Consider the following 26,320-nt stretch of genomic DNA (forward strand, 5'->3'; position numbering starts at 1 on the left):
ACCGCCCCCTCTCCTGTAGGGAGGGGAGAAAAACATACATTTTAATTAAACGATAAAGATGATAGACATATATTCACAGGACGGACAGCTGAAGTGCAGCGTGGAACCCGGCAGCAGCAGCGAGCAGCAGAAGGCATTGCAGGGTGACAACGTGCTGTCACTCTCTTTTACGTTGTACGAGGCCGTGATGCTCGACGTGAACGACTATGCCGACTTCTGCGGCGAACGCTACTGGTCGGCGGAGCGATACCTGCCTAAGCAGATCAGCACCGTTGAATGGGCATACGACGTAAAGCTGTACGGCATAGAAAGCCTGATCAGACGTTTTCTTGTGCTGCAGAACTCCGATGGCCAGAACGAAGCTGTCTTCACGCTGACGGCGCCGGCAAGGGAGCATGCCGCCATGATCATCGAAGCCATCAACAAGGGCATGGGCACGGCAAGGTGGAAGGTGGGTAGTGTGATTGCAACCGAGAACCTGACGATCGACTACGAAGGTACTTACTGCAACGAGGGGCTGGAAAAGGTCGCCAAGGCAGCCGGCACGGAATACTGGTTCGAGGGCACGACGCTGAACATCTGCAGGGCGGAGACCGGCACGGAACTGGAACTCGGCTACGGCAGGGGGCTGACTTCGCTGGAGCGCGACGTGGCGGACAACGTGAAGTTTTATACAAGATTATTTCCCATCGGCAGCAGCCGCAACATCGATCCCTCGAAGTACGGTCATGCGCGGCTGCAACTGCCGGATGGAAAGCAATACGTCGACAAGGATGTGCAGAAATACGGTGTCATCCATCACTACGAGGCGGAAGCATTCAAGGAAATCTATCCCAAGAGAATTGGAACTGTCAGCTCGGTTAGAAGCGTAAATAAGAAGGGGGATGACGGGAAAGAGTTTACGATCTATTATTTCAAGGATGATGCCCTTTCTTTCGATCCGAACAAGTACGAACTGGCAGGAAAGGTTAAGCATGCGGTATTTCAAAGCGGAGAACTCGACGGCCGGGACTTCGAGGTGAACTACGACAGCAGCAAGAAAGAGTTCGAAATCATCACGACGTGGCCCTACAAGGACGGAACGCAGCTACCCGGAGGCATGCTGATACCCGCCAAGGGCGACAAGTATATCCTGTGGAACCTGCGGATGCCCGACGAATATTACCCGCCGGCGGAAAAGAAATTCCTGCAGGCCGTGGAAGCCTTCAACCGTGAGCATTACATCGATAGGTCGGTGTATAAAGCTCCTACCGATCACGTATGGGTGGAATACAACAATGCGGAATTGCTGATCGGCCGGCGCGTAAAGCTGTACAGCGATAAGTATTTTCCTGAAACCGGCTACCGCAGCAGCAGGATCACGAAGATAACCAGAAAAGTTACGCTGCCCTCGCAGGCAGACTTGGAGATCAGCGATGCCCTGTCGACGGGTACCATGACCAAGATCGAGGACAGTATCGGAGAAGTAAAGTCGTATGCACGGCAGGCTGCATCAGCACTGCCCGACATCATCCGCACGATTGACGACACGCTACCCACGGACAACAATCTTTTTTCGGCCCGCAGAATACTGCAGGACTTTCTTGCCAAGGACCGCCCGGGAACACTGACGGAGCTTGTTACTTTCTTAAAAGGTATCGCCCTCGGTAAGAGCGGCGGGCACAGCCTCGACGCAACCGGCAGAGCTATCCTCCGCGCCATCCTGTCGGATAACTACCGGAGTGGCGAGAGTGGTTTTGCGCTGTATAAAAACACCGACGGTACAACCCATCTGCAGGTAGACTACATAGAGGTGCTTCGAAAGGCGGTATTTGCCGTGCTGGAACGGCGCGAGCTCAGTCATGTAGGCGGCGACACCGTATTTTCAGGAGCGGGCTCGAAAATTACGAAGGTGGAGGACACGCCCGACGGCTATAAATGCTATTTCCTTGCCGACGATGGTACCACGGCTACCCGTAACGAGTGGCAGGCGGACGATCAGGCCATGTGCCGTACGGACAATATCAGGGCGGGGGTGCATGAGGGCGTCTCCAACCGGTACTACTGGCGTCGCGTGATTGCCATCGGCGACGATTATGTCGTACTGAGCAAAACAGACCGCGATTATACTACCGACGGGCAAGGACGTATCACGCATGACAGCGACGTACCGTCGGCCGGCGACAAGATCGTACAGTTCGGAAACCGCACCGACAAGTCGCGGCAGAACATCACCATGATCAGGGTACAGGGCGAGGATGCGGGTATCGTACAGTATGTAGGGGTGAACGGCTATACTTTAGAAGGCAAGCGTGTGTACATTTCCTCGCCGGAGATGCACGAGGTGGCGGCAAAAACGTTCCGGCTGACAGACTACAACGGAGACGCTTACGATATACCGCTCGACAAAGGGCAGTGGCAGGAAGGACAGTCTTACTACTATCATGACCGTGTGTCGCACGACGGCAGCTATTGGTTGTGTACCATAGCGCCCGGACAAAGCACGACGGAGGAGCCGAAAGACGGTTCTGCGGTATGGCAGAAGCAGGTGTCGCGCGGGGAGAAAGGCGATAAGGGCGAAGCGGCCATCGAACTGCACCTCGACATTGTCAGGGGCGACATGTTTTACCGCGAGGGGCAGGGCTTTGTTGCCGAGCTCAAGGCGACCGTCATCCAAGGCGGCAAGGACCTCACGCCTACGCTGCACGCCTCGCAGATGGTATGGACACGCGAGAGCGAAGACGCTGCGGGCGACGAAGAGTGGAACGCCCGCCACCGCGGCATCGGCGACAGCGTCACCATTACGACGGATGACCTGACGGAGGTCACTGCCGTTGTGCTCACGCTTTATAACAAGGACGGTACCCTGTCGGCATCCGAAGCGGTGACGTTCTGACGGCATTCGAACAATAATAAAACAGCAATAAAATAACATTCAAATCAAAAAAATCATTATGGCAGAAGTAAGAGCTAAAAACAGAGTGGTATTCAAGCGCATCGTCGACGGGCGCACGTTGAATTTCGTGCTGAATCCTGACCGGTCGACAACGCAGGTGGTCTCCAAGGACCCCAAGGCTTTCAATCCCGATTTTTCGCAGCCGTCCACGCCGCTGTTTATCGCACCGGTACTCACCGTGAGCGGCGGTGGCGGAACGAACCAAGTGAAAGGCACGTGCAGCTGGTATGCCAACGGGGCGAAAATCACATCGGGACAGAACGGCTACACCGTCGAAACGAGCGGGCAGTACCGCCTGAAGCTGTCGGCCAACCCCTCTGTACCTACGACGCTCATCCGCTGCGAGTACGTCTACCGTGCCGCCGACAGCGGACTGGAAACCACCGTCAGCGCGAGCATCACCCTGCAGCAGGTAGAGAATGCCGGCACGGTAATCATGGCAGCTATCGACGCGCCGTCGCTCATTTTTCAGACAACCAATAACGAGGTGAAGAACCTTGCTTTCAAGGGACGCATGCTGCGCGGGGCGACCGACGATACGACGAACGTCGAATACCGGTGGGAGATTACCGGTGCGAACGGCAACTTTTATCCCATCGTCGCAGCCACGGCGCCGGCCGGCAGCGGGCTGCCCGCGGGCAACCTGTTCGGCGGGGTGAATACCCAGACGCTCACGGTGAGCTCGAAGGCCGTACTGAACGTGGCCACGATACGCCTGACAGTGAAAGATACCGACGCGTCGAGCTCCACGTTCGGCAAGACGGCGCAGGCGGTGGTAAGCGTGCTCGATGCCACCGATCCCTTCGAACTCAACATGGATTTGCCGCAGGGCGATGCCATGAGCAACGGCAGCGCCGGCCTGCCGATGATTTTCTCTCTGTGGCAGGGCGGCAAGGAGGTCGCCGACGCTTTCTATACAGGCAAGACCATCCGGTTCTGGCGCTGCACTGAAGCCGGTGCGAAAGATGCGACGTTTGCCCCTCCGGCAGGCGACTTCCCCGGATGGACGGTCGGCACGGCGGCAGCGGCCGGAGAAATATCGCAGAGCTTTGCTGCCGGCAAGTCGGCAAAGGCAAACCGTACTGTAACCATAAAGCCTGCGCACCTGCTTGCAGGGCAGCTGACGGCATTCGAGGCACAGGCGGAGTTCGATTAGGGATCAGGGATTAGAGATTAGGGATTAGGGATTAGAGATTAGAGATTAGAGTAAAACGATTAATGATAATTGAAAAATGAAAGTGCAGGCTAAAAGCAGGGTTGTTATCCGGCGGGCGCCGAAAGACGGCGAGGCGGGCATGACCTTGCAGCTCGTCCCCGACAGGCTCTTACTCGATACGGACACGGACGGCATCGTAAAAGATTTTACGAATGCCGCGTGTCTCGTGCAGGTGGTACAGGGCACTACGGTGTTGACACCGGCGGTCTTAAAAACACTGCAGGTACACTGTGCGGCGCTCGTAACGAATAACACCGTAAAGATAACGGGCATATCCGTAGATCCGGAAACAAATTATTCTTTTGGCAGCGGCTATGTCGATATCGTCGCCATAGTAAATGGAAAGTTTCTCAAAGGACGGCTGAACGTAGAGATTAACATCCATCGGGCGGTTGCTAAGTTGGAAAAATCCAGCAAGGAAATTGTTGCCGAAGTGGACACGCTCGATAAAAAGGTAACATCCCACAAGGAGAGTATCGCTCGGTTGGCTGTCAGGCAAGGAGAGATAGACCTGTCGGTAAAGGAGGCATCGGCACCGCGCAACCTGCTTACAGGCACGGCATTTAGATTTGATAAAGACTTTACGCAGAACAACGTGGATTACCCTTGCCATGTCAGCGAGACCGAAAGATACAAGGGTACCAATTCCGTAGTTGTAGATATCGATGAAACAAAAGAGGCGTTCAGCGGCGTGGCTTTTAGAAATATACCTGTCGTTGCCGGAAAGACATATACGTTTTCGTTCGCCGAAAAAATAGAAGCAGGACGTGAGCCCGACATATTAGGTTACGAAGCAAAGGCTTATAAAAGTAATGGTGAAAACGCTGCCGAATTCCGCCCGTTCGCCTATTATGTAAGCCCGTCGTATAGTTGGAAGCACTTAGAAAAAACGTTTACCATAGCAAACGATGTGAGCTATATAGAAATACTTATCTGGGTAGTGAGGAGGGGCAAGGCGTACATCGCTCGCCCGATGCTCGAGGAGGGAGACAAGTATACGGGGTGGACACTATCCCCGAACGACGATATAAAGGCCATGCAAGGTGCCGGTGTAAACGTCAATAAGGAGCGCATAGAACTCAACGGAAAGACGGTGTTTAAAAACGGCAATGCGTCGGAGGTACCTCTGTTTGGCGAAGATGGGAAAGTAAATCCCAACCTCTCGGCGGCACAGTATCTGATGGAGATACTCAAAAGTATGGAGACGGTGATCGACGGAGGGCTCGTAATGGCGGGACTTATCGCCGCCAAAGACGGCGATGGCAACGTGACTTCGTACCTTAACGGGCTGCAGCAGAAGATGTACGCCTTGGCAGCCGGCGTAAAGAACTTTGGTAAAACAGACGAGACGAGTATGTCGCACATCGGCTTCGACGGCTCGGCCAAGTTCGGGCACCTCGGCATCGCTTCCGACGGTCGCGTGAGTATCATCGATAAAGATAGTAAGCCGCGTATCAACATCACGCCCGACGAGCTGCCGGAAGATGCCTCGCTGCTCAAAACGGCCGACAGCGACAGAGACTGGGCGCTGCCGAATATAACCATGCAGGAGGCAGAAAATTGGGACGGCAGAAAAATCGGTGGCTTTTTCGAGACGTATCACGATCACTGTGCCGTAACGCTGACAGGCACGCTGCGGATGACAAGTATTATAAACAGCGACCTCGGTTACGGCATTGCGCAGAATGTAGCCTGTGTACTTAAAATCATGACGGACGTCACGTATTCGGCAGAGTATTACCTGCGGTATTACGGAGGCGGCAGCGTAGTTGTGTTCAATGGGCAGGCACAGAACTCCGATATTGCCTCGGGAAGCTATATCACCGAGCAGGCGGAGGTGTCGGTTACCGTTATCCTGCCGGCAGGGAGATGGCGGCTTGTGATGGAGCCGGATGGCGGGCGGTTCGTCGGTTACCGGAATATCGTGCTTTCTAACGTCAACATGCATGTATCTTACAAAAGCGGCATGCAGGCGCTGCACCTCGCGCACAACGGCATCGCCTCCGTGCAGAGCGCCGCGCAGGCGGCATACATCAGGGACGGAAAGCTCTGTGCCTTCGGTGCAATGAACATTCCCGGGATATTGCTCGCAGGTACGGTGAGCAGGCAAGGCTCGTTAAGTAATCAATGGGGAGAGTTTGCAGAGAGAACGAGTTTACAATATGCTTCATCCAACGGTTTACAAGTCATTAGATTGACTTTTAACAAAACTCTTCCTTGCGGTGCCAATTACGTGGCCATCGTCAACCCCAATGATGATACGTCGCCATACGGATGTATGGCTGTTGTGCGAAAGAAGACGGCAACCTATTGCGATTTCCGCGTGGTCAACGATAGTGGTGGCGATGTAACCAATGTTGGTTTAGACTTTATGATTATCGGGCGCAACAAATAAAAAAGCCCGCCGGAATGGACGGGCCTGTATTTAGTTTTTGTTTTCGGCTTTGAGTTTGCGCCACTGGGCGCCGGTGATGGGGATAAAGGTGTAGGCCTTTTCGAGTATTTGATAGCACCGGTCGTACTCTCCCCTTTCATAGGCTGCACGCACGAGCTTCTCGGCAGCTTCGAGCTGCGCATTGGGCACATAGGCAATAGTATCGCATGTAGTGGGGTTAATCAATGGCCCACTGTAATCTTTGGCATATCCGCAGAAAGTGGTATCACCGTTCTCTATATAGATATCACGCTCGAATACGACATCGCGGAGTGTCAGGAAAAAAGTCTCCAAGCGCGGCTTCTCCTCCTTGTAAACTGTAAAGATAACGTCTTTCATGAGCAGCTTAAGCGCAGGGTTAACGGTGTCGCGCATTTCGGCAGTAAAACTTTTAGGGCCTTGCATAGCTGTACCGTCAGGATAAACTCCCCGCATGCCCCAAGTCTGTTTTACCACATCCTTGCCGGAGAGCAGGTTGCCATGAACATAAGCACGCGAGCCGGCAGCGGCGCGGATGGGTACAGGACGCAGAGCATCATAAGTAGATGAATTGTCATCTTTCGAACAGGCGATGAATGCCACCGCCGCAACGAACAAAAGTAAAAATATCTTTTTCATAAGTAATAAGGATTTGATTTTTAATTGATTGCAAATATAATAAATACAGATAAAAAATGCAAAGAAAATGATAAAAATATCATAGGGGCAGCAGAAAAAGCCCCCGATCTATTAAAAGTAACGCCAATCACTTATCAACAAAACGCTCGCAGCGCACGATCAGGGACCTATGCCTTTTCGCATTGCGAGTTCTATTTTGCAATAAGTGATTGGCGTTACAAAATTATAAAAATAAATCGGATGAAAGTAATCGAGATATTAAAATTTAACAGAGAATTGCTGAAAAGGCTCCGGACGGCGGGGATAATGCTGAAAGATACGGAGTACATCAATCTGTACACAGACTACAGGAAAATGATCGCCGAGGGTGAAAAAGTGTCATATGTCGTAGCCGTGCTCGCGGATAGGTATTCCGTAAGCGAACGGAAGGTGTATGGGCTGATTAAGCGCTTTGAAAGCGACTGCAAGTTATTTTCAGTGCGATGACCGGTAAAACGGTCTTGGTATCAGAAATAATTTATGATCTTTGTACCTGTTATGAGAAAACTATATAATTCGGCACCGCTTCCATTCGTCGGACAAAAGCGGATGTTTGCCAAGAAGTTTAAGAAAGTGTTGGAACAGTTTCCCGACGGAACTACATTTGTGGATTTGTTCGGCGGTAGCGGATTGCTGTCGCATATAGCCAAATGGCAGAAACCGAACTCGAAGGTAGTGTATAACGATTTTGATGGGTACAGATTGCGCTTAGAACATATCCCGCAGACGAACGAGCTACTTGCAGAAATTCGTGAGATAGTCCGTAATGTGCCACGGCACAAAGCTATCGCCGGAGAGACACGCAATTATATATTCGAGAGTCTGCTACGGCATCAGGAACGTTATGGATATCTGGATTTTATTACAGTATCTTCATCGGTTATGTTCTCAATGAAGTATCAGCTGAGTATTAATGATATGAGGAAAGAGACTTTATACAATAATGTGAGGACAACCGACTATCCGATATGTGACGACTATCTGGAGGGACTTACGATTACCTCGGTAGACTATAAGCAACTGTTTAATCAATATAAAGACCGCCCCGATGTGGTGTTCCTCGTCGATCCTCCTTATCTGAGTACAGATGTGGGAACTTATAAAATGTATTGGCGGTTGTCTGATTATTTAGATGTGCTGGAGGTCCTTACCGGACACTCATTCGTGTATTTCACATCCAACAAATCTTCCATCTTGGAGCTGTGTGATTGGATAGGACGAAACAAGAATATGGATAATCCGTTTAAAAAGTGTACGAAAGTAGAAGTTAATGCCCATATGAACTATAATGCTACCTATACGGATATAATGTTGTATACAAATGTTCGTAGTAGTAATACTGCTTGAGATGTGTTCGAATGTTTTAGAGCATCGTTTTAATACCGTTCAAATATAAGAAAATAGTCTTGGGGGTATTTTCTATATATTTTTGTTGTGCTGCGTGTTTCTTATTTTTGTTACGTTTCGTTTTATCCTAAAAAAGCACATTTCGTTTTGCAAAAGCGGTACGTTTCGTTTTGCCGGATTTACATAAACATTGTTTGTATAAGTTCTTATACATTTTTCATCCACACCTGTTTCCTTCGGCATAGGCAGGTGTAGAGGCTATTACCGATGCGTATAGCACCTATAGCTCACGGTTGGCTCTTACAGATATTCTGCTCCATTCGCTTGATTTTTCAACACCTTTTTTGTAACTTTGCGACTTAAAGCATATTATTCGTATGAAAAATATAAGAAATTTCTGTATCATTGCCCATATAGACCACGGGAAGTCGACTATTGCCGACCGATTGCTGGAATATACCGACACTATAAAGGTGACCGAAGGGCAGATGCTCGACGATATGGAACTGGAACGTGAACGAGGTATCACGATCAAGAGCCACGCCATACAGATGGAATACGAACTTGAAGGGCAGAAATATATACTCAATTTGATCGATACACCGGGACATGTGGACTTTTCTTATGAGGTTTCGAGGAGCATAGCGGCCTGTGAAGGAGCGTTACTTGTAGTGGATGCCACGCAAGGAGTGCAGGCACAAACCATCTCGAACTTATATATGGCGATAGATCACAACCTTGAGATTATTCCTGTTATTAATAAAATAGACATGCCTTCGGCCATGCCAGACGAGGTAGAAGATGAAATCGTAGACCTTATAGGCTGCAACCGATCCGACATTATCCGTGCTTCAGGCAAGACAGGCGAAGGCGTTGCCGACATTCTGGAGGCAGTGATCAAGCGCATACCACATCCTGTAGGCGATGCACAGGCACCGCTTCAGGCGCTTATCTTCGACTCCGTGTTCAATTCTTTCCGTGGTATAATTGCTTATTTCAAGATAGAAAACGGTACTATCCGCAAGGGAGATAAGGTGAAGTTCTTTAATACGGGCATGCAATACGATGCCGATGAGGTGGGTGTTTTAAAGATGGACATGATACCCCGTAAGGAACTGTCTACCGGAGAAGTGGGGTATATCATCAGTGGAATTAAGGATGCCAAGGAGGTGAAGGTAGGTGATACGATTACACATACCGATCGCCCGTGCGATAGAGCTATTGCCGGCTTTCAAGAGGTGAAGCCCATGGTGTTCGCAGGCGTGTATCCTATCGATCCTAACGACTACGAAAATCTGCGTAATTCGTTGGAGAAATTGCAGCTAAACGACGCTTCGTTAACGTTTTCTCCCGAGTCTTCCGTGGCTTTAGGGTTCGGTTTCCGTTGCGGTTTCCTCGGTCTACTTCACATGGAGATCGTGCAGGAGCGTCTCGACCGTGAGTTCAATATGGACGTGATAACCACCGTACCCAACGTATCGTACATGGTTTACGATAAACAAGGTAATGTGAAAGAGGTACACAATCCCTCGGGATTGCCCGATCAGACCATGATCGAGCATATCGAAGAGCCGTATATCCGTGCTACGATTATCACCGATGCCAACTATATCGGCCCCATAATGAAGCTATGTTTGGATAAACGCGGCGAACTAATTAACCAAGAATACGTGAGCGGCAACCGTGTAGAGCTTCATTTCATGCTGCCTTTGGGCGAAATAGTGATCGACTTCTACGATAAGCTGAAGTCTATATCCAAAGGATATGCCTCGTTCGACTATCATATAGATTCGTTTCGTCCGTCGAAGTTGGCTAAATTAGATATCTTGCTCAATGGAGAACCGGTAGACGCACTGTCGGCCTTGGCACATCAGGATAATGCCGTAGCGCTGGGGCGTCGCATGTGCGAGAAACTCAAAGACCTAATTCCGCGCCAACAGTTCGATATTGCCATTCAGGCGGCCATAGGAGCTAAGATCGTTGCCCGCGAAACAGTGAAGTGCGTGCGCAAGGATGTAACGGCAAAATGTTATGGAGGTGATGTAAGCAGAAAGCGCAAATTACTTGAGAAACAGAAGAAAGGAAAGAAGCGAATGAAGCAGATCGGTAACGTTGAAGTGCCGCAGAAAGCGTTTCTTGCCGTGCTTAAATTGGATTAATAGATAAGAAGAAATTACATCTAACTATTATAATAAGGAGGTTCCTTGTATGAAAGAACTTGTAAATACACCGCGCGATATTGCCAGAGAACTGGCACGTAAGTACAGTACAATGACGCACGAAGAACTCGATGCCTTGGAAGCAGTGCTTATTCCCCTGAAGTTTGCCAAGGGTGAAATGATATTGCGTGAGGGCGAAATATGCCGGAATATCTATTATATAGACCGCGGATTGATACGTCAGTTCTACTTTAAAAACGAAAAAGAAGTAACCGAACACCTCGGTGAAGACCATACTATCTTCATGTGTATAGAGAGTTTGTTTAAGGAAGAGCCCACTCGGCTGCAGGTAGAAGCACTGGAGAATTCGATTATCTATGCCCTTCCTAAGGCCGACTTGGAACGTGTAGCGCTGCATAATGTCAATATACAGATGTTATACCGTAAGATTTTGGAAGAAAGTCTTATTATCTCGCAGATACATGCCGACCTTATAAGGTTCGAATCGGCACAGAGCAGATATAAAAGAATGTGCAAGTTGGCGCCTCAGGTAATATTGAGGGCGCCGTTGACCTATATAGCTAACTACCTTCAGATGACGCCCGAAACGCTGAGTCGTGTGCGTTCGTCTACGCTGATCGATTGATAAAACACCGAAGCCCCCGAAAAATATCAGCTTTCGGGGGCTTCGGCGTTAACCACAGAGAGGCGGCATAAGCTGCCGTTATCGGTATTACATCTAATTTTCTCGGTTTTGATAGAGGTAGCGTTTGATGCTCTTTTTGGGTGTCTTTTCAAACTCTTCTTCGTGTAAACGGATGACAGAAATCTTGCTGTAGGCCGGCATTTGCTCGTTAAGTTCCATTCTGTTCTGCTCCATAAGTTTCTCTAAATCTTCGTTGGAGAGGCCTATAGTCTGCGCTTCTTCGTAATCTGGGTACACAAGACCTACGAGCTTATCGCCGTTTTGTACTACTACGCTCTCGCTAACCATGGGCATCGAGTTCAGTTTATCTTCTATCTCTTCGGGGTAGATGTTCTGGCCGTTAGCGCTGAGCAACATGTTTTTCGAGCGTCCTTTTATGAAAATATTGCCGTTTCTGTCCATCGTACCGAGATCACCCGTATGGTACCAGCCTTCTTTATCTATGGTTTCGGCGGTTGCTTCGGGGTTTTTATAGTAGCCAAGCATAACGTTTGGGCCCTTTACAAGGATTTCTCCCGGCACATTTTCGGGATCATTACTGTCGATTTCTACCTTCATATGAAGCGCAGCACGGCCACAACTGCCCGGTACAAATGTGGTGTAATCGGAATAGGCAATGATCGGAGCGCACTCGGTAGTGCCGTATCCCACTGTGAAAGGGAAGTTTATCTTATATAGAAATGCCTCTATCTCCTTATTGAATGCCGCTCCGCCGATGATAACTTCATAGAATTTGCCGCCGAAAGCACTGACCACCTGCTCGCAGATTTTCTCGTTAACCTTCTTGTTGATAACCGGCATGTTGAGCAGCAAGCGCATCTTATGGTTTTGTATTTTGGGCAGAACCTTCTTCTTTATAATCTTTTCGATAATCAGAGGCACCGCAATGATGACCGAGGGCTTTATTTCAGCGAAGGCTTGTGCTATGATTGCCGGACTTGGAATACGTGTAAGATAATAGATGTGGCACCCTGAAATAAACTCAAATATAAACTCGAATGCCATTCCATACATGTGAGCCATGGGCAAGATGCTGATGATGTTATCGCCTTTCTTGATCTTTGGCGCCAATACGCTGCGTGCAAAGTCGGCATTGCTCCACATGGCACGGTAGGGAATCATTACTCCTTTCGAAAATCCAGTAGTGCCACTGGTGTAATTGAGCAGTGCCATTTCGTCGGGATCTTCATCATGATAATACTTTACATGTTCTTTCCGAAAGTATTTGGGGTACTTCTTACCGAACATTTCATTAAGGTGTTCGCGTGCAAAAGTGAGCTTATCTGTGCGTGAAACGACCAAAGAGTAGTCGGGAATGTATATGATACCTTCCAAATTCGGCATCTTTATCGGATCTATAGTGGTAGCCACTACGTCGCCGACGAATAATATTTTAGCCTCGCTATGGTTTACTATGTTGTGTATTTGTTCTGCCGTAAACTCGTGTAGTATGGGTACGGCCACGGCACCATAGGTAAGCGTGGCAAGAAAAGCGCACGCCCATGCCGAACAGTTGCGCCCGCAAAGGGCAATCTTATCCCCTTTTTGCACGCCACTATTCTCGAACATGATGTGCAATTTCTCTATTTTACGTGCCACATCGTGGTATTGTAGGGTGGCTCCCTTGTAGTCTGTAAGGGCGTCGAGTTCCCAGTTATCCACGATACTCTTTTCGATTAGCGCGTTAAAACTTGGAATTTTCTCCATAATGTTTGTCCGTAAATTAGTTGTTCTTGTCTATTTTATGTAATGCGTTTACTTGTAAATGTTCTGGTACAGGTAGCGTTTGATGCTCTTTTTGGGTGTCTTTTCGAACTCTTCTTCGCGCAGTTCGATAGCCGAGAGCTTACAGAAAGGAGGCAATAAGGCATTAAGTTCCAGTCTGTTTTGTTCCATAATGTCTTCTAAGTCTTTATTTGTAAAGCCCATAGATTGAGCTTCGTCCATGTCAGGATGTACAAGTCCCACCAGTTTATCGCCATCTTGTACGATTAGACTTTCGTTTACCATGGCCATGGAGTTAAGTCTGTTTTCGATTTCCTCGGGATATACATTCTGTCCGTTAGAGCCCAAAAGCATGTTTTTGATACGTCCACGGATGAAGACATGTCCGTCTGCGCTCATTGTAGCAAGGTCGCCGGTGTGATACCAGCCGTCGCTGTCGAGTACGGCACTTGTAGCTTCCTCATTTTTGTAGTAACCCTTCATCACGTTGATGCCGCGCGTAACGATTTCGCCCGGTATATTTTCCGGATCATCACTTAATATCTTCACGTCCATATGGCGTACAGGAGTACCGCAAGAGCCTGCTTGGAAGTCGGATGTATCGCTGTATGTGATCATCGGAGCCGTCTCTGTGGTGCCGTAGCCCATAGTAATGGGAAAGCCGATACTACAAAGAAAGCCTTCTACTTCGGGATTGAGACCGGCTCCGCCCACGATTACTTCGTACATATTTCCACCGAATATATTGCGTACCCGTTCGCATATCTTCTCTTTCACCTTCTTGCTAATGACGGGCATGTTCATCAATAAGCGCACTTTATTGGTCTGTATTGTGGGAAAAACGAGTTTCCTGACGATCTTCTCCACCACCAAAGGCACTGATACAACTATGGCCGGTTTCACTTCGGCAAGCGCTTCAGCGATAAAAGTCGGGCTTGGAAGGCGGGTTAGGAAGTAAATATGATAGCCTGAACAGAAGCCGAAGAAGAACTCAACCATCAGTCCGTACATGTGAGCCATAGGGAGTATGCTCAGCATTTTGCTGCCCTGTTGCAGCTTCGAACCTATGTCTTGTATGGTAAAGTCTATGTTTCCCCACAACGCACGATAGGGAATCATTACACCTTTAGAGAATCCGGTGGTGCCACTTGTATAGTTTATCATTGCTATCTCTTCGGGTTGTTCGTCTATATAATAATGTACGTGTTCCTTTCTAAAATATTTAGGGAACTTACGTCCGAAGATTTCGTTCAAATGTTCGCGGGCATAAGTGAGTTTCTCGCTGCGCGAAACGATTACGGAAAAATCGGGTATGTAGACCACACCTTCGAGCGAAGGCATCTGTTCGGCATCGATAGTGGTGGCAACTACATCGCCTACGAACAACAGACGGGAGTCGCTATGGTTGACAATGTTATAAACTTGATCGGGTGTAAATTCGTTCTGAATGGGAACGACCACGGCTCCGTAGGTGAGAATAGCAAGGAACGTAACGCCCAGATTACTGCTGTTTCGCCCGCATACTGCTATTTTATCGCCCTTTTTCACGCCACTGTTTTCAAATAGTATGTGCAGCTTTTCAATCTTTCTTGCCACATCGTGGTACTGAAGAGTTACTCCTTTGTAGTCTGTAAGGGCATCGTTGTCCCAGTTGTTGATGATGCTTTGTTCAATATATGTGTTGAAGCTTAGTATCGTTTCCATTGCACAATATCCAAATTTGTGTGCAAAGGTACTATCTTATTTGCACAATTCAAAAAATATTGTGCAGTATTTTTGGGTAATTAAATATATTTTTGAGTTTTCATGTGGTTTGGATAAGGGTGGAGGGATAAAGGTAAAAGGGTAAAAAAGTAAAGGAGTAAAAGGGCAAATCGGCAGGTATAGAGATGAAAGGGTAAAGGAGTATACGTGTAAAAAGGCCGTCTCCTTAGCGTAAAGAGGCCATCTCCTTAGCGTAAAGAGACCATCTCCTTACCATAAAGAGACCGTCTCCTTACCATAAAGAGGCCATCTTCTTAGCGTAAAGAGACCGTCTCCTTACCATAAAGAGACCATCTCCTTACCATAAAGAGGCCGTCTCTTTAGCGTAAAGAGATATTTTTTACCTTAAAACATATAAAATGAAGATGCGACAGGCGATGAGGGTAACCCCGATAAAGCATAGGTATATGGCTGATAGAACGTAGGATTAAGCTCGATAGAATATAAGGTTATGGCCGATAGAAAGTGCTTCTGTAGAAGACGGATTATGCCGGTGTTCTCATCGGGTGCTTTCTTCTCTTCAGTTTCATCCTCTTTTACCCTTTTACACCTTTACCTTTTTATTTTTCTATCACTCATATCTCATCGACTTAGCCGGATGGATATGCGAGATTAGATAGCTCGGAGCAATGAGCACGACAACGCTGATAACGAGTGTAGCAATGTTGAGCAGCAGGAGCAGAGGTACGTTCAGTTCCACCGGAACGGTGCTTACGTAGTAAGTAGTGGCATCGAGTTTCACCAATCCCGTATAATGTTGCAGGGCCACGAGGCCTATTCCGACGATGTTGCCTATAAGCAGTCCGCGCCCTATGATGAACACTGCGAACCAAAGGAACGTGCGTCTGATGGTGGCATTTCGCGCTCCGAGCGCCTTAAGTATGCCGATCATCGTGGTTCGTTCGAGGATGATGATGAGCAATCCCGATATCATGGTAACGCCGGCCACGGCAATCATCAGCGCCAGAATAATCCAAACGTTGAGATCGAGCAGGTCTAACCACGAGAAAATTTGTGGGTTTATATCGCGTATAGTCTTCGAAGAGTAGGTTTCTCCGTATTTGTCGATGGTGCGGTTCACCTTGTTTATCAGTATATCTTCGGTCGTGTTCACCTGATCGAAGTCGCGAACGGTGAGCTCGGCCCCCGTGGCTTGGTCTGCTTCCCAGCCGTTTAGCTTCACTACAGTGTACAAGTCGGTGAAACACATCACCTTGTCGTATTGAGAAAGATTGGTTCTGTAGATGCCCGAAATGGTAAAACGTCGCATGCGTACGCCGTTATTGTCGATGAAATAAGCAAATATACGCTGCCCGCACCTAAGGTCTAACTTGTTTGCCATTGCCTCGGAAATGAGGATTTTGTTATGAGAAACCTTGCCGGAAAAGCGGGGGATGCTGCCTTCTACAAGGTTCTGATGGATGAAAGTGGTGTCGAAATCCTCGTCGACACCTTTGAACATCACCCCGAGAAAGTCGCTGTCGGTCTTTAATATGCCCTGTTTCATGGCGAAGCGCTGCACGTGTTGCACGCCTTGTATGTGTCTCAATACGTTCAACATCGAGTCGCTCATCTCGATAGGAAACATCTCCGAGCTCTGCAGCGTCATAAAATCGGCCACTTGAATATGGCTTCCGAAGCCCACTACCTTATCGCGTATGGCATGTTTAAAGCCGAATACCACGCATACAGATACGATCATCACCGCCAATCCGATGGCAACACCGGCCGTAGCGATGCGGATTACCGGTTTCGACACCTTGCGTTTGTCGCCGTTGTCGGAGTAAATACGTCGTGCAATGAATAAAGGTAGGTTCATTTTAATCTTGGGATAGTCTTTTTACGTCACAGGTGCAGGCGGGATTAAATATCGTTTTTGCGCCCGGGATAGGCCTCAAGAGCTTTCTCCAACACTACAAGTGCTTGCTCAAGGTCTGCCTTTTTAAGCACATAGGCTATGCGCACTTGGTTGATACCTGCCCCCGGTGTGGTATAAAAACCGGCTGCCGGAGCCAGCATTACGGTTTCGTTATTGTAGTTAAAAGTCTCTAAACACCACCTGCAAAACCTCTCTGAGTCGTCTACAGGTAACTTCGCAACCGTATAGAATGCCCCCATAGGGATGGGAGAGTATACTCCCGAGATGCGGTTAAGGCCATCTATCAGGCATTTACGACGCTCCACGTACTCATCGTACACATCTCTGTAGTATTCTTCCGGTGCATCTAACGACGCTTCGGCCACGATCTGCCCGATCAAGGGCGGGGAAAGACGTGCCTGACAGAACTTCATTACGGCCTGTCGAACCTGCTCGTTCTTGGTGATCAGCGCACCTATACGGATGCCGCATTCACTGTATCGCTTCGATACGGAGTCTATCAATATAACGTTATTCTCTATGCCTTTCAGATGCATAGCGCTGATGTAAGGCGATCCGGTGTAGATGTATTCGCGGTAAACCTCGTCGGAAAACAGGTATAGGTCGTACTTCTTCACGAGGTCGCGTATCTGGTTCATCTCCCTACGTGTATAAAGATAGCCCGTCGGATTGTTGGGATTGCAGATCATGATGGCACGCGTGTGCTCGTTGATCAGCTCTTCGAACTTCTCTACCTTGGGCAGCGAAAAGCCTTCATCGATAGTTGTAGCGATGGTACGTATAGTGGCTCCTGCCGATATAGCGAAAGCCATGTAGTTTGCATAGGCCGGTTCGGGCACGATGATCTCATCTCCGGGGTTAAGACACGACATGAATGCGAAGAGTACAGCCTCGCTCCCGCCCGACGTGACAATAATATCATCGGCGGTAACATCTATGTTGAACTTATTATAATAGCCTATAAGTTTCTGACGATACGACAGATAACCTTGGCTGGGAGAATACTCCAATATCGTTCGGTCGATGGTTTTCAGCGCATCGAGGCCCACTTTGGGCGTAGGAAGATCGGGCTGTCCGATGTTCAGGTGGTAGACCTTCACACCACGTTTCTTTGCTGCAGCCGCGAGAGGTGCCAGCTTTCGGATCGGTGATTCGGGCATCTCAAGGCCGCGGACAGATATTTCGGGCATGTTTTTTTATCTATTTTATTAGCGTGGCAAAGGTACTCATTTTTTTTATTTTATACTTCTGTCTGCCATGTTTTTATTACTTTTGCAGCTATAATTTAAAACATAACAGACAATGAGAACAAGAACAGCAACGTGGTTTGAGACAAAGATACGTTATGAAAAGACGATGGAAGACGGTTTACAGAAAAAAGTAACCGAGTTATATGTAGTAGATTCCTTGAGTTTTACCGAGGCCGAAAACATGATTATCGATGAAATGTCGTCGTACATCAGCGGAGAATTCGTCGTTACAGATATCAAGAAGGCGGCTTACGGCGAGATTTTTTTCAGCGATGGAGCATCGGATGACCGTTGGTATAAGGCTAAATTGCAGTTCATTACCATTGATGAAAAGACCGAAAAGGAGAAACATTCTTCCGTTACTTACCTTGTGCAGGCCGGTACTTTGAACGGTGCAGTGAAGCATATCGACGAGGTTATGGGCGGTACGATGATAGATTATGTGATCGCTTCGGTAGCCGAAACGCAGATTATGGACGTATTCGAGCATCACGCCAAGGCCAATCAGCCGGTTGACGACAAGCCGGAATACATGCAAGACGAACCGGAAAAAGAAAACAAGGAGGGCGAGTAGCATGGATATAGATGTGGCAAAACTCCTGCACGAGGTACTTGCCGGTCTGCCGGAAGGTGTAAGGTTGGTGGCTGTAAGCAAGTTCCATCCCGACGAATACATAGAAGCGGCCTACGCAGAGGGGCAGCGCGTGTTCGGCGAGAGCCACGAACAAGAACTCTCCAAGAAAGCGGCAACGCTACCGAAGGATATAGAATGGCATTTTATCGGCCATCTGCAAACCAACAAGGTGAAGCATATTGTGCCGTACATCTCGATGATTGATGCGGTCGACAGCCTTAAACTCTTACGCGAGATCGATAAACAAGCTGCCCGATGCGGGCGTGTTATCCGCGTTATGCTCGAGCTCCATATCGCCGAGGAGGAAACTAAATACGGTTTTTCTCGGCAAGATTGCTTGGATATGTTGGCTGGCGGAGCGTGGCGCGAGCTGCATAATGTGCAGATATGCGGGCTGATGATGATGGCTTCTAATGTGGATGATGAGGCACAGATCGCCAAAGAGTTCGACGAGGCGGCAGACCTGTTCCGCGAAGTTAAGCAACGTTTCTTTGCCGACGACGATGCCTTTTGCGAACGCAGCTGGGGTATGAGCCACGATTACCGTATAGCCGTAAAGCACGGAAGTACTATGGTACGCGTGGGAACGGGCATCTTCGGCCCGCGGGTTTATTAGTCTGCGGCAGATGGGCGGGGCATGTGTCTGCTGTAGACGGCATGCTTATCGACGATAGATGACATATCTATCCGTAGCAGACGTTACTTCTATTAGTGGATGAAAGAGGCATATATAAAAGGTAAAGCCACCGGTTACCCTTGTCGGGACGGCCGGTGGCTTTACTTGTTTATCGGGGATGGCGCCGTTGCCGACGGCACCTTATCTTATTATAACTTTCTTCTTGTTAATGATGTAGATACCTTTAGGCAGACCGTTTGTGGTGGTTCCCACAAACCGACCGTCGATGGTGAACACACGGTTATCCGTTGTATCGCCATTCTCTTTTACGATCGGTGCTATTCCTGCCGGTATGTCTTTCTTCAAGAAGTTGAAAGTAATTACGCCATTTGTCGTTTCGTTGATGTAATACATAGGCTTTTCCAGCTTACTTCCGTTCAGTTGAACGCTCAATATCTCGGTTACGTTCGAGGTGCCCGGGTAAGGATCGCCTTCGAGACTCTTTAAATATTCTTCTCGACTGTAGGGTTGAAGAGTGGTAGGAGGAGCATTATTGCTATGTACTTTATAGGAAGACATGAGCAATCCGTCGGCCGGAACCACCGTAATGGCGGGCTTTCCCTTTTTTGAGTTGGGGAAATCGCTCATGTTAACCTTATCGTAAGGGTAGTCGATACGGTAAACCAGCATGCCATGACCGCGCATTTTCTTTGCCCATCCCGTCTTCTGAAAGTTCTCGACAATAAGATATTCTTTCGACACGTCGCTTACAATCTTGCGATAGTCGCCCTCGTTAAGCGTCACCTTTGCCGCTTCTGTAAGTGTATCTATCTTGGTCCATCCCATCGTTTCCTTCTCCCAAGGCGTGTAGGGAGTAGGGGTATAGCCGATGTCGGTATATTCTCCGTTATCCATCAGGTCCCAGTATTCCATTTCTTGGTTGTCTTCGTATAAGCCAGAGTAGGTATCCGGCAGTCCGAGAGTATGCGAAAACTCGTGACAGAACAACCCGACGCCGCAGATACGCTTATAAGGTGCTTCTTTAAAAGTGTAGCTCGGATTGTAGTTAAGCTCGCTACTGATGGCATAGCGCACGGCTTTAACCGTGCCGAAAGTCTTTTGTACGTTGCTTGGAATATAGCCCGCCTTGGGCCAGATGTCGTCTGCAGAGTTGCCACCCATGCTCTCGCTGTAGCCTGCATAAATAATGTACACTGCATCTATCAGCCCATCGTGGTTGGCATCGTATTGACTTAAATCGGTCAGAGCTTGCGCCTGTGTACACGCTTCGTTGATCATTTCGTGGATACGGGTTCCGCCTTCCTTTTCTCCTGCGCCGTAGTAGGCCGACTTTTTGCTTACCGTAATTGGGCCGATTACATCGAATTGCGGTGTAAAAGCACCTTTACTCATGTCGTTGAAGTACTGCCTGACGCTGCCATAGTTCCGGCTTTCGGCCATATCATAGTCGGTCAGCGGGCCTTCAGCGTTCATGTAATCGTTGAAAGAACGCTTCGGATCGGCGGAAGAGAACTTTACATCGGCGAATTGAACCAACAGAACGGGCGCTTTGGGGCTGCCCGTATGGGGAAAATAAGGTATGGAATTGTTGTCTATGTTTATCCTGCGCATGCGCGAGTTGTGGGCTCTTGTGGCTACAGGCGAGAAGAATGCCTCGCGATTTTGTGCCTTTACGAGAGCTTGTTCGGCGGCAGAACGTTCGGCGGCCTCGTGGGCCAACTGCGATGAAGGGGTGATGTTGCCTGCATTGTCGATATTTGCAACGTAATAAGAATAGCCCACATGGGCAAGTATAACGCCGTCGGTAGTGGTGTACCAGCTATGGTGTTCGTCGCCGAACCCCAGTACCGTGAGCTTCGAGCTGTCGGTTTGTGTAACGATTACGGGGCGGGTATCTGCTTTGCCTGCCCTTATTGCCGATGCCGTGAGCACCATACAGAGCATGAGTAATAGTTTCTTCATATTCGAATTTTGTCTGTTTTAATATATTAATGTACTGTAAATGCTGTCTTATACATCGTTTCTTTTGTGGGATGGGAGAGCGTGTAGGCCTTCGATTTATCGCTTCTTTCTTCCGAAAAAGTACTGCCCTTTGCGCTTGGTACGCCCGCCGTACTCGATGGCATGGTGTGGGCAGTGGTGGTAGCAGGCGAAACAAGACAGGCAAGAACCGTTGTGCAGCCACTGCGGTTCGTAGCCCAATCCGCCTTTGATATCGTGCACAGGACATACATCTGCACAAATACCGCACTTTACACAGCGGCTGCTCTCTACACGGAAAGGCTTGTCGCTGATGATATGACGGATAAAGAACCCGCCTACAGGGCCGCTGAAGAATGCCGGAACGGGGCCCTTGACCAAATGGTAGTAGCCCTTGCGCCGCTCTTGTACGGCTTCTGTGAAGTCTGCCAACTGCAGGCGTGCCGCTTCTTTCTTCTGTATTTCTTTCTCGGGTGTGTCTACATCCATCGTTGGGAGGCCTACATACGATTCCGGCATGATAAGCGTACACACGGCAGAAGTCGATATACCACGTTCGTTCAGGTCGTTTTCGAAGATTTCAGCCGTCTTCCCGATGGTGTCGCCTGCCGTGATAAGCGCATAACAGTAGTGGTTTGTCACGGCATCGCCAGCCTTGCATGCGGAAAATGTGAGCCGGCTGATGAACTTGCGTACTATGTTCGGCGGGCGCCAACCGTGCACCGGAAAGCAGAAGCCTATGCGTTCGTCTGCATTAAGCATGTAATGACAGTCGCCCGTAAGGGCATCGGGGATGAATATCGCCTGCTCGCATGTGGCATGGGCAAGACTTTCAGCTGCCCAACGCGTGTTTCCTGTTCCCGAAAAATAAAATATCATTTGCCCGATTTCGTATAACTCGTAAGCAACAAAAGCGGTTTCGATTGCTCGAATGTTGCCTGTTGAGGGGCAAAGTTACATTAAAATAAGGAGATTACAAAATATGGAGCGTTATTTCTGAGGGTAGGGCCGGCGGAAACAGATGTATGGTCTGTTGTGATCAAACGGTAGAAGTATCTGCCATAGAAACTATATGTGTCTGTCTTAGAGGGTATGCCTGTCGGTAGCAGAGGTAAGAGATTTCTGCTTTATAGCTGCGATACGGCAATGAAAAAGCGGGCAATCTACAACGAAGATTGCCCGCTTTTGTATCTTTATGCCTAAGGCATGTTATTTCTTGCTCTCGGTCATATCGCCCTCGATGTAAAGGCGTGTCATTTCTGGAACGCCGTTTGTGCGCACCGTGATGGTCTTTTTAAAGTGCCCGGGGAACTTTCCGGCACCCGAATATGTAACCTTTATCTCGCCTTTCTGCCCGGGAGCGATCGGCGTTTTGGTATAAGAAGGCACCGCACATCCGCATGATGCCACCGCTTGATTGATGATCAACGGTGCGTTTCCTACATTGGTAAAGGTGAAAGTACACTTCTGTACGGAATTATCTTCGCTAAAAGTACCGAAATCGTGCGATGTTTTATCGAACTTAATTTCGGAAGATTTCTGCTGTGCACTTGCTATGTTGACCACAAACAAGAGCATCATTGTCATTATAAGAATCTTTTTCATAATCAGTTCTGTTTAGTATAAGACGGTGCAAAGATAAGGAATAATTCATGAGAATGGCTTATTATTAAGAAATATTAAACATTTGTTGCGGAAGGAGCTGAGGCGGTTAAGGCTGTTGGGGAGTTGAACCAATGGCTTTGCTGCTATCGTAAACGGTAAACGGGGTTGCTGTTCGGGTGGGTTTTATTATGGTTCTGTGTTTTGAAGTCGCTTTGTTTGAGGCTTAAAAAAATACTGATATATTTTGCACTTCGCCCGATTTAATGTACCTTTGCGGTAATTTTATAATATATATTAAGGTGTGGTGGTCGTGATAAATGTATCGCGGTCGGGGCCTTGTTTTACAAAACACTGATTATGTACAGAACAAACACATGTGGAGAGTTGCGCCTCTCTGATGCCGGAAAGCAAGTTACATTGGCGGGATGGGTACAGCGTACGAGGAAAATGGGCGGCATGACGTTCGTCGATTTGCGCGACCGATATGGGATAACCCAACTTGTTTTCAACGAAGCAGATAACAGAGAGCTTTGCGACAATGCCAATAAATTGGGGCGAGAATATTGTATTCAGGTTCGTGGAACTGTAAGTGAACGGCAGAGTAAGAATGCTAAAATGGAGACGGGCGACGTAGAAATACTCGTTACAGAATTCGTTGTGTTGAGCGAGAGTGCCACTCCACCGTTTAAAATAGAAGATGATACCGACGGCGGAGACGATCTCCGTATGAAATACCGTTACTTGGATTTGCGACGCCCTGCCGTTCGTAAGAACCTTGAACTGCGCCACCGTATGACGATTTTGATACGTAATTTCCTCGACTCACATCGGTTTATCGAAGTTGAAACGCCAGTCTTGATCGGAAGTACGCCCGAAGGAGCGCGCGACTTTGTGGTACCTTCGCGCATGAACCCCGGCCAATTCTATGCTTTGCCGCAGAGTCCGCAAACGCTGAAACAATTGTTGATGGTTGCCGGATTTGATCGCTATTTCCAGATTGCCAAGTGTTTTCGCGATGAAGACCTGCGTGCCGACCGTCAACCGGAGTTCACTCAGATAGACTGCGAGATGAGTTTTGTAGACCAAGAAGACGTGATCAGTCTCTTTGAAGATATGGCCCGTCACCTCTTTAAGGAGATACGTGGCGTGAATTTGCCCGATAAACTGCAGCAAATGACATGGTATGATGCCATGAAACGTTTCGGAAGCGATAAACCGGACATACGTTTCGGGATGGAATTTGTCGAAATGATGGATATACTCAAAGGTTCCGGCGAGTTTAGCGTGTTCAACAATGCCGAATATATCGGCGGAATTTGTGTGCCCGGGGGTGCCGATTACAGTCGTAAACAGCTTAATGAACTGACCGATTTTGTAAAACGTCCGCAGATAGGTGCCCAAGGACTGGTGTTTGTTAAATATAATACCGATGGTACAGTAAAGGGAAGCATCGATAAGTTTTATACTCCAGCGGTGCTGGAGAGCTTGAAAGAGAAAACAGGTGCTAAGGATGGCGATCTTGTGCTGATACTCTGTGGCGACAATGCTAATAAAGTACGTACGCAACTTTGCGCTCTGCGCTTGGAAATGGGAGAACGTCTCAGGCTTAGAGATAAGAACAAATTCGAATGTCTGTGGATTGTAGACTTCCCGCTCTTCGAGTGGAGCGATGAAGAACAGCGTTTGATGGCTACTCATCACCCCTTTACGATGCCTAATCCCGACGATATACCGTTGTTGGAAGAACATCCCGAGCGGGTTAGGGCTAAGGCCTACGACTTTGTTTGCAACGGAATAGAAGTGGGAGGCGGTAGTTTGCGTATCCACGATGGTAAACTTCAGGAAAAGATGTTTAAGATATTAGGCTTCACACCCGAACGGGCAATGGCGCAATTCGGCTTCCTTATCAATGCTTTCAAGTATGGTGCGCCGCCTCATGCAGGACTTGCATTCGGGCTGGATCGCTTTGTAGCGATCATGGCCGGACTTGATAGCATTCGCGACTGTATCGCTTTTCCGAAGAATAACAGCGGGCGCGATGTGATGCTTGATGCACCTTCCGAAATCGACGATAAGCAACTCGACGAATTGCAGATAAAGGTTGACCTACATCAAGAAAAAGCTTGAAATCTTTTTTGTTGCTTCTGCGATGGTTACATTTTATAATAAATATTAGATTATTAAGAAAAAATATAGTACTTTTGCCATGTCTCTATAAAGAGAATGAAACCACTTAGGTTAAAAGGAATTTATTTTTTTCAAGTTATGGCAGAAAAGAAAGCAACAGAAAAGAAGGCCTCCGCTACGGTAAAGAAAGTGTCTGCTCCTAAAAAAGCGAGCACTACAGCGAAGAAAGTAGTAGCAACGAAAGCGGAAGTAGTTGTAAATGCAGAGAACGTAGGTTTCCGTGCAGGCGATGTCTATCAGACTTTAGCTGCAGCAGGTAAGGCTCTAAGCATTGCTGAGATTGCTAAAACGGCAAAGATAAGCACTGAAGAAGCTTATCTGGGTATTGGCTGGCTCTTCAAAGAAGGCAAGGTCAAAGGCGAGAACAATCTCATCGTATTGGCTTGACAAAGATTGTTAAGGATATTCGAAAGAGAGCTGCGGAACAAGTCTACAGCTCTCTTTTTATTTATAATGAATTACGATAAGGAGATAATCAAAGTACTCTGCGAGGCCGGTAGTGAAGGCCTGTCTGTACAAAAGGTTGCACGCCATGTGTTCAATGCGTGCAATTCACTGTTTTGCATACTCGATTTTGAAGAGGTGCATGTTTATGTTACGCAATATCTTTTGCGCAACTCTAAAAATCGCAATTCGATTATAGAGCGGACGGAACGGCGGGGTATGTACCGTTTGAACTATAATTCGCAGGAGACCATGCAGCTGATGTTGCAGTTTGCCGATCATGCTATCGATGATGATGAGAATGCCTCTCGTGGACAGGAAGACAGTTCTCTGCCGCTGTTCGACAGTTTTTCAGACAATAATTAAGGCTATAATAATTCTTTTCTCTCCAATTAATGATAATCATCGAAGGTATCTTCATCGGTCATTCTTACCCTTGTGCCCCAATGAAATAGCTTTGTTATCTTACTTGCTGAATTGTATATGTTCCTTTTCTTGTTTTTCTTGTCGTTTAGTCATTATTTTATAATATGCTGATAAATAGTTCGTTAGAGTGCCGGATGCGCCGACTGTATGACAGAAACTTTACTGTTGTCAATAAAATAATATTAGGACAAGGCATTTTATCGAACGACGTAAGAATGAAAGATTTATTTTCTTTGATATGAAAATTCCGGTCATTTATGTGTAACAGCTTCGGTCAGTAAGTTTTAAAAAACGTCTTTTTTAACTTTAACTCGGTTATTTTTTGTATCTTTGTC

20 protein-coding genes are annotated in these 26,320 nt (G+C 47.9%); 12 read left to right on the plus strand and 8 right to left on the minus strand.

Annotated elements, in window-relative coordinates:
- Positions 1-58 precede the first annotated feature (58 nt).
- From HMPREF0663_RS08790 to HMPREF0663_RS08800, 3 genes are all read left to right on the plus strand, one after another.
- Positions 59-2,875, plus strand: a complete 2,817-nt coding sequence (locus HMPREF0663_RS08790) for a hypothetical protein (RefSeq protein ID WP_004370100.1) — start codon at positions 59-61, stop codon at positions 2,873-2,875.
- 58 nt (positions 2,876-2,933) lie between these two features.
- On the plus strand, positions 2,934-4,091 hold the full coding sequence (locus tag HMPREF0663_RS08795; RefSeq protein WP_004369760.1) for a hypothetical protein: 1,158 nt from the start codon (positions 2,934-2,936) through the stop codon (positions 4,089-4,091).
- 76 nt (positions 4,092-4,167) lie between these two features.
- On the plus strand, positions 4,168-6,546 hold the full coding sequence (locus HMPREF0663_RS08800; protein WP_004370101.1) for a carbohydrate binding domain-containing protein: 2,379 nt from the start codon (positions 4,168-4,170) through the stop codon (positions 6,544-6,546).
- A 30-nt stretch (positions 6,547-6,576) separates the two neighbouring features.
- On the opposite strand, the gene HMPREF0663_RS08805 is transcribed toward HMPREF0663_RS08800, so the two are convergent.
- Entirely contained in the window at positions 6,577-7,203 is a 627-nt protein-coding gene (locus HMPREF0663_RS08805; protein ID WP_004370102.1) for a hypothetical protein, read from the minus strand.
- A gap of 240 nt (positions 7,204-7,443) precedes the next feature.
- Between HMPREF0663_RS08805 and HMPREF0663_RS08810 the strand changes: the two genes are divergently transcribed.
- The 4 genes from HMPREF0663_RS08810 to HMPREF0663_RS08825 all read left to right on the plus strand — a co-directional run bounded on the left by HMPREF0663_RS08810 (position 7,444) and on the right by HMPREF0663_RS08825 (position 11,394).
- Positions 7,444-7,689: a hypothetical protein gene (locus HMPREF0663_RS08810; protein ID WP_016665198.1), complete on the plus strand. Its 246-nt coding sequence runs from the start codon at positions 7,444-7,446 to the stop codon at positions 7,687-7,689.
- Positions 7,690-7,740: 51 nt separating this feature from the next.
- The gene (locus HMPREF0663_RS08815; protein WP_036875446.1) at positions 7,741-8,589 is read left to right on the plus strand and encodes a DNA adenine methylase; all 849 of its coding nucleotides are present in this window, start codon (positions 7,741-7,743) and stop codon (positions 8,587-8,589) included.
- Between the two features lie 377 nt (positions 8,590-8,966).
- Entirely contained in the window at positions 8,967-10,748 is a 1,782-nt protein-coding gene (gene lepA, locus HMPREF0663_RS08820; RefSeq protein WP_004370106.1) for a translation elongation factor 4, read from the plus strand.
- 49 nt (positions 10,749-10,797) lie between these two features.
- Positions 10,798-11,394: a Crp/Fnr family transcriptional regulator gene (locus HMPREF0663_RS08825; protein WP_004370107.1), complete on the plus strand. Its 597-nt coding sequence runs from the start codon at positions 10,798-10,800 to the stop codon at positions 11,392-11,394.
- 93 nt (positions 11,395-11,487) lie between these two features.
- On the opposite strand, the gene HMPREF0663_RS08830 is transcribed toward HMPREF0663_RS08825, so the two are convergent.
- From HMPREF0663_RS08830 to HMPREF0663_RS08845, 4 genes are all read right to left on the minus strand, one after another.
- On the minus strand, positions 11,488-13,161 hold the full coding sequence (locus HMPREF0663_RS08830) for an AMP-binding protein (RefSeq protein ID WP_004370108.1): 1,674 nt from the start codon (positions 13,159-13,161) through the stop codon (positions 11,488-11,490).
- 48 nt (positions 13,162-13,209) lie between these two features.
- Entirely contained in the window at positions 13,210-14,883 is a 1,674-nt protein-coding gene (locus HMPREF0663_RS08835; protein WP_004370109.1) for an AMP-binding protein, read from the minus strand.
- Between the two features lie 631 nt (positions 14,884-15,514).
- Positions 15,515-16,762, minus strand: a complete 1,248-nt coding sequence (locus HMPREF0663_RS08840) for an ABC transporter permease (RefSeq protein ID WP_004370110.1) — start codon at positions 16,760-16,762, stop codon at positions 15,515-15,517.
- A gap of 44 nt (positions 16,763-16,806) precedes the next feature.
- A complete protein-coding gene (locus HMPREF0663_RS08845) occupies positions 16,807-18,012 on the minus strand; it encodes a pyridoxal phosphate-dependent aminotransferase (protein WP_004370111.1) in 1,206 nt (401 codons plus the stop codon).
- A 112-nt stretch (positions 18,013-18,124) separates the two neighbouring features.
- Here HMPREF0663_RS08845 and HMPREF0663_RS08850 point away from each other — a divergent pair, with 112 nt between their 5' ends.
- Positions 18,125-18,646, plus strand: coding sequence for a DUF4494 domain-containing protein (locus HMPREF0663_RS08850; protein WP_004370112.1), 522 nt, complete (start codon positions 18,125-18,127; stop codon positions 18,644-18,646).
- A gap of 1 nt (position 18,647) precedes the next feature.
- Positions 18,648-19,322 carry a YggS family pyridoxal phosphate-dependent enzyme gene (locus tag HMPREF0663_RS08855; RefSeq protein ID WP_004370113.1) on the plus strand — a complete coding sequence of 225 codons (675 nt, stop codon included), beginning with the start codon at positions 18,648-18,650 and terminating at the stop codon, positions 19,320-19,322.
- Between the two features lie 201 nt (positions 19,323-19,523).
- Here HMPREF0663_RS08855 and HMPREF0663_RS08860 read toward each other — a convergent pair whose 3' ends face one another.
- The 3 genes from HMPREF0663_RS08860 to HMPREF0663_RS08870 all read right to left on the minus strand — a co-directional run bounded on the left by HMPREF0663_RS08860 (position 19,524) and on the right by HMPREF0663_RS08870 (position 22,928).
- A complete protein-coding gene (locus HMPREF0663_RS08860) occupies positions 19,524-21,305 on the minus strand; it encodes a M6 family metalloprotease domain-containing protein (RefSeq protein WP_004370114.1) in 1,782 nt (593 codons plus the stop codon).
- 96 nt (positions 21,306-21,401) lie between these two features.
- Complete coding sequence (locus HMPREF0663_RS08865) at positions 21,402-22,202, minus strand: EFR1 family ferrodoxin (protein WP_004370115.1); 801 nt, start codon at positions 22,200-22,202, stop codon at positions 21,402-21,404.
- 330 nt (positions 22,203-22,532) lie between these two features.
- The gene (locus tag HMPREF0663_RS08870) at positions 22,533-22,928 is read right to left on the minus strand and encodes a DUF1573 domain-containing protein (RefSeq protein WP_004370116.1); all 396 of its coding nucleotides are present in this window, start codon (positions 22,926-22,928) and stop codon (positions 22,533-22,535) included.
- Between the two features lie 357 nt (positions 22,929-23,285).
- Here HMPREF0663_RS08870 and aspS point away from each other — a divergent pair, with 357 nt between their 5' ends.
- The 3 genes from aspS to HMPREF0663_RS08885 all read left to right on the plus strand — a co-directional run bounded on the left by aspS (position 23,286) and on the right by HMPREF0663_RS08885 (position 25,925).
- The gene (aspS, locus tag HMPREF0663_RS08875) at positions 23,286-25,055 is read left to right on the plus strand and encodes an aspartate--tRNA ligase (RefSeq protein WP_004370117.1); all 1,770 of its coding nucleotides are present in this window, start codon (positions 23,286-23,288) and stop codon (positions 25,053-25,055) included.
- 138 nt (positions 25,056-25,193) lie between these two features.
- Entirely contained in the window at positions 25,194-25,502 is a 309-nt protein-coding gene (locus tag HMPREF0663_RS08880) for a winged helix-turn-helix domain-containing protein (protein WP_036875511.1), read from the plus strand.
- Positions 25,503-25,568: 66 nt separating this feature from the next.
- Positions 25,569-25,925, plus strand: a complete 357-nt coding sequence (locus HMPREF0663_RS08885; protein ID WP_004370119.1) for a hypothetical protein — start codon at positions 25,569-25,571, stop codon at positions 25,923-25,925.
- The last annotated feature ends 395 nt before the right edge of the window (positions 25,926-26,320 follow it).

This window comes from Hoylesella oralis ATCC 33269, from assembly GCF_000185145.2.
In the GTDB taxonomy this organism is placed as follows: domain Bacteria; phylum Bacteroidota; class Bacteroidia; order Bacteroidales; family Bacteroidaceae; genus Prevotella; species Prevotella phocaeensis.

Coding starts and splice junctions, on each gene's coding strand:
- HMPREF0663_RS08790 (WP_004370100.1), top strand. CDS start 59: ATGATAGACATATATTCACAGGACGGACAGCTGAAGTGCAGCGTGGAA.
- HMPREF0663_RS08795 (WP_004369760.1), top strand. CDS start 2,934: ATGGCAGAAGTAAGAGCTAAAAACAGAGTGGTATTCAAGCGCATCGTC.
- HMPREF0663_RS08800 (WP_004370101.1), top strand. CDS start 4,168: ATGAAAGTGCAGGCTAAAAGCAGGGTTGTTATCCGGCGGGCGCCGAAA.
- HMPREF0663_RS08805 (WP_004370102.1), bottom strand. CDS start 7,203: ATGAAAAAGATATTTTTACTTTTGTTCGTTGCGGCGGTGGCATTCATC.
- HMPREF0663_RS08810 (WP_016665198.1), top strand. CDS start 7,444: ATGAAAGTAATCGAGATATTAAAATTTAACAGAGAATTGCTGAAAAGG.
- HMPREF0663_RS08815 (WP_036875446.1), top strand. CDS start 7,741: ATGAGAAAACTATATAATTCGGCACCGCTTCCATTCGTCGGACAAAAG.
- lepA (WP_004370106.1), top strand. CDS start 8,967: ATGAAAAATATAAGAAATTTCTGTATCATTGCCCATATAGACCACGGG.
- HMPREF0663_RS08825 (WP_004370107.1), top strand. CDS start 10,798: ATGAAAGAACTTGTAAATACACCGCGCGATATTGCCAGAGAACTGGCA.
- HMPREF0663_RS08830 (WP_004370108.1), bottom strand. CDS start 13,161: ATGGAGAAAATTCCAAGTTTTAACGCGCTAATCGAAAAGAGTATCGTG.
- HMPREF0663_RS08835 (WP_004370109.1), bottom strand. CDS start 14,883: ATGGAAACGATACTAAGCTTCAACACATATATTGAACAAAGCATCATC.
- HMPREF0663_RS08840 (WP_004370110.1), bottom strand. CDS start 16,762: ATGAACCTACCTTTATTCATTGCACGACGTATTTACTCCGACAACGGC.
- HMPREF0663_RS08845 (WP_004370111.1), bottom strand. CDS start 18,012: ATGCCCGAAATATCTGTCCGCGGCCTTGAGATGCCCGAATCACCGATC.
- HMPREF0663_RS08850 (WP_004370112.1), top strand. CDS start 18,125: ATGAGAACAAGAACAGCAACGTGGTTTGAGACAAAGATACGTTATGAA.
- HMPREF0663_RS08855 (WP_004370113.1), top strand. CDS start 18,648: ATGGATATAGATGTGGCAAAACTCCTGCACGAGGTACTTGCCGGTCTG.
- HMPREF0663_RS08860 (WP_004370114.1), bottom strand. CDS start 21,305: ATGAAGAAACTATTACTCATGCTCTGTATGGTGCTCACGGCATCGGCA.
- HMPREF0663_RS08865 (WP_004370115.1), bottom strand. CDS start 22,202: ATGATATTTTATTTTTCGGGAACAGGAAACACGCGTTGGGCAGCTGAA.
- HMPREF0663_RS08870 (WP_004370116.1), bottom strand. CDS start 22,928: ATGAAAAAGATTCTTATAATGACAATGATGCTCTTGTTTGTGGTCAAC.
- aspS (WP_004370117.1), top strand. CDS start 23,286: ATGTACAGAACAAACACATGTGGAGAGTTGCGCCTCTCTGATGCCGGA.
- HMPREF0663_RS08880 (WP_036875511.1), top strand. CDS start 25,194: ATGGCAGAAAAGAAAGCAACAGAAAAGAAGGCCTCCGCTACGGTAAAG.
- HMPREF0663_RS08885 (WP_004370119.1), top strand. CDS start 25,569: ATGAATTACGATAAGGAGATAATCAAAGTACTCTGCGAGGCCGGTAGT.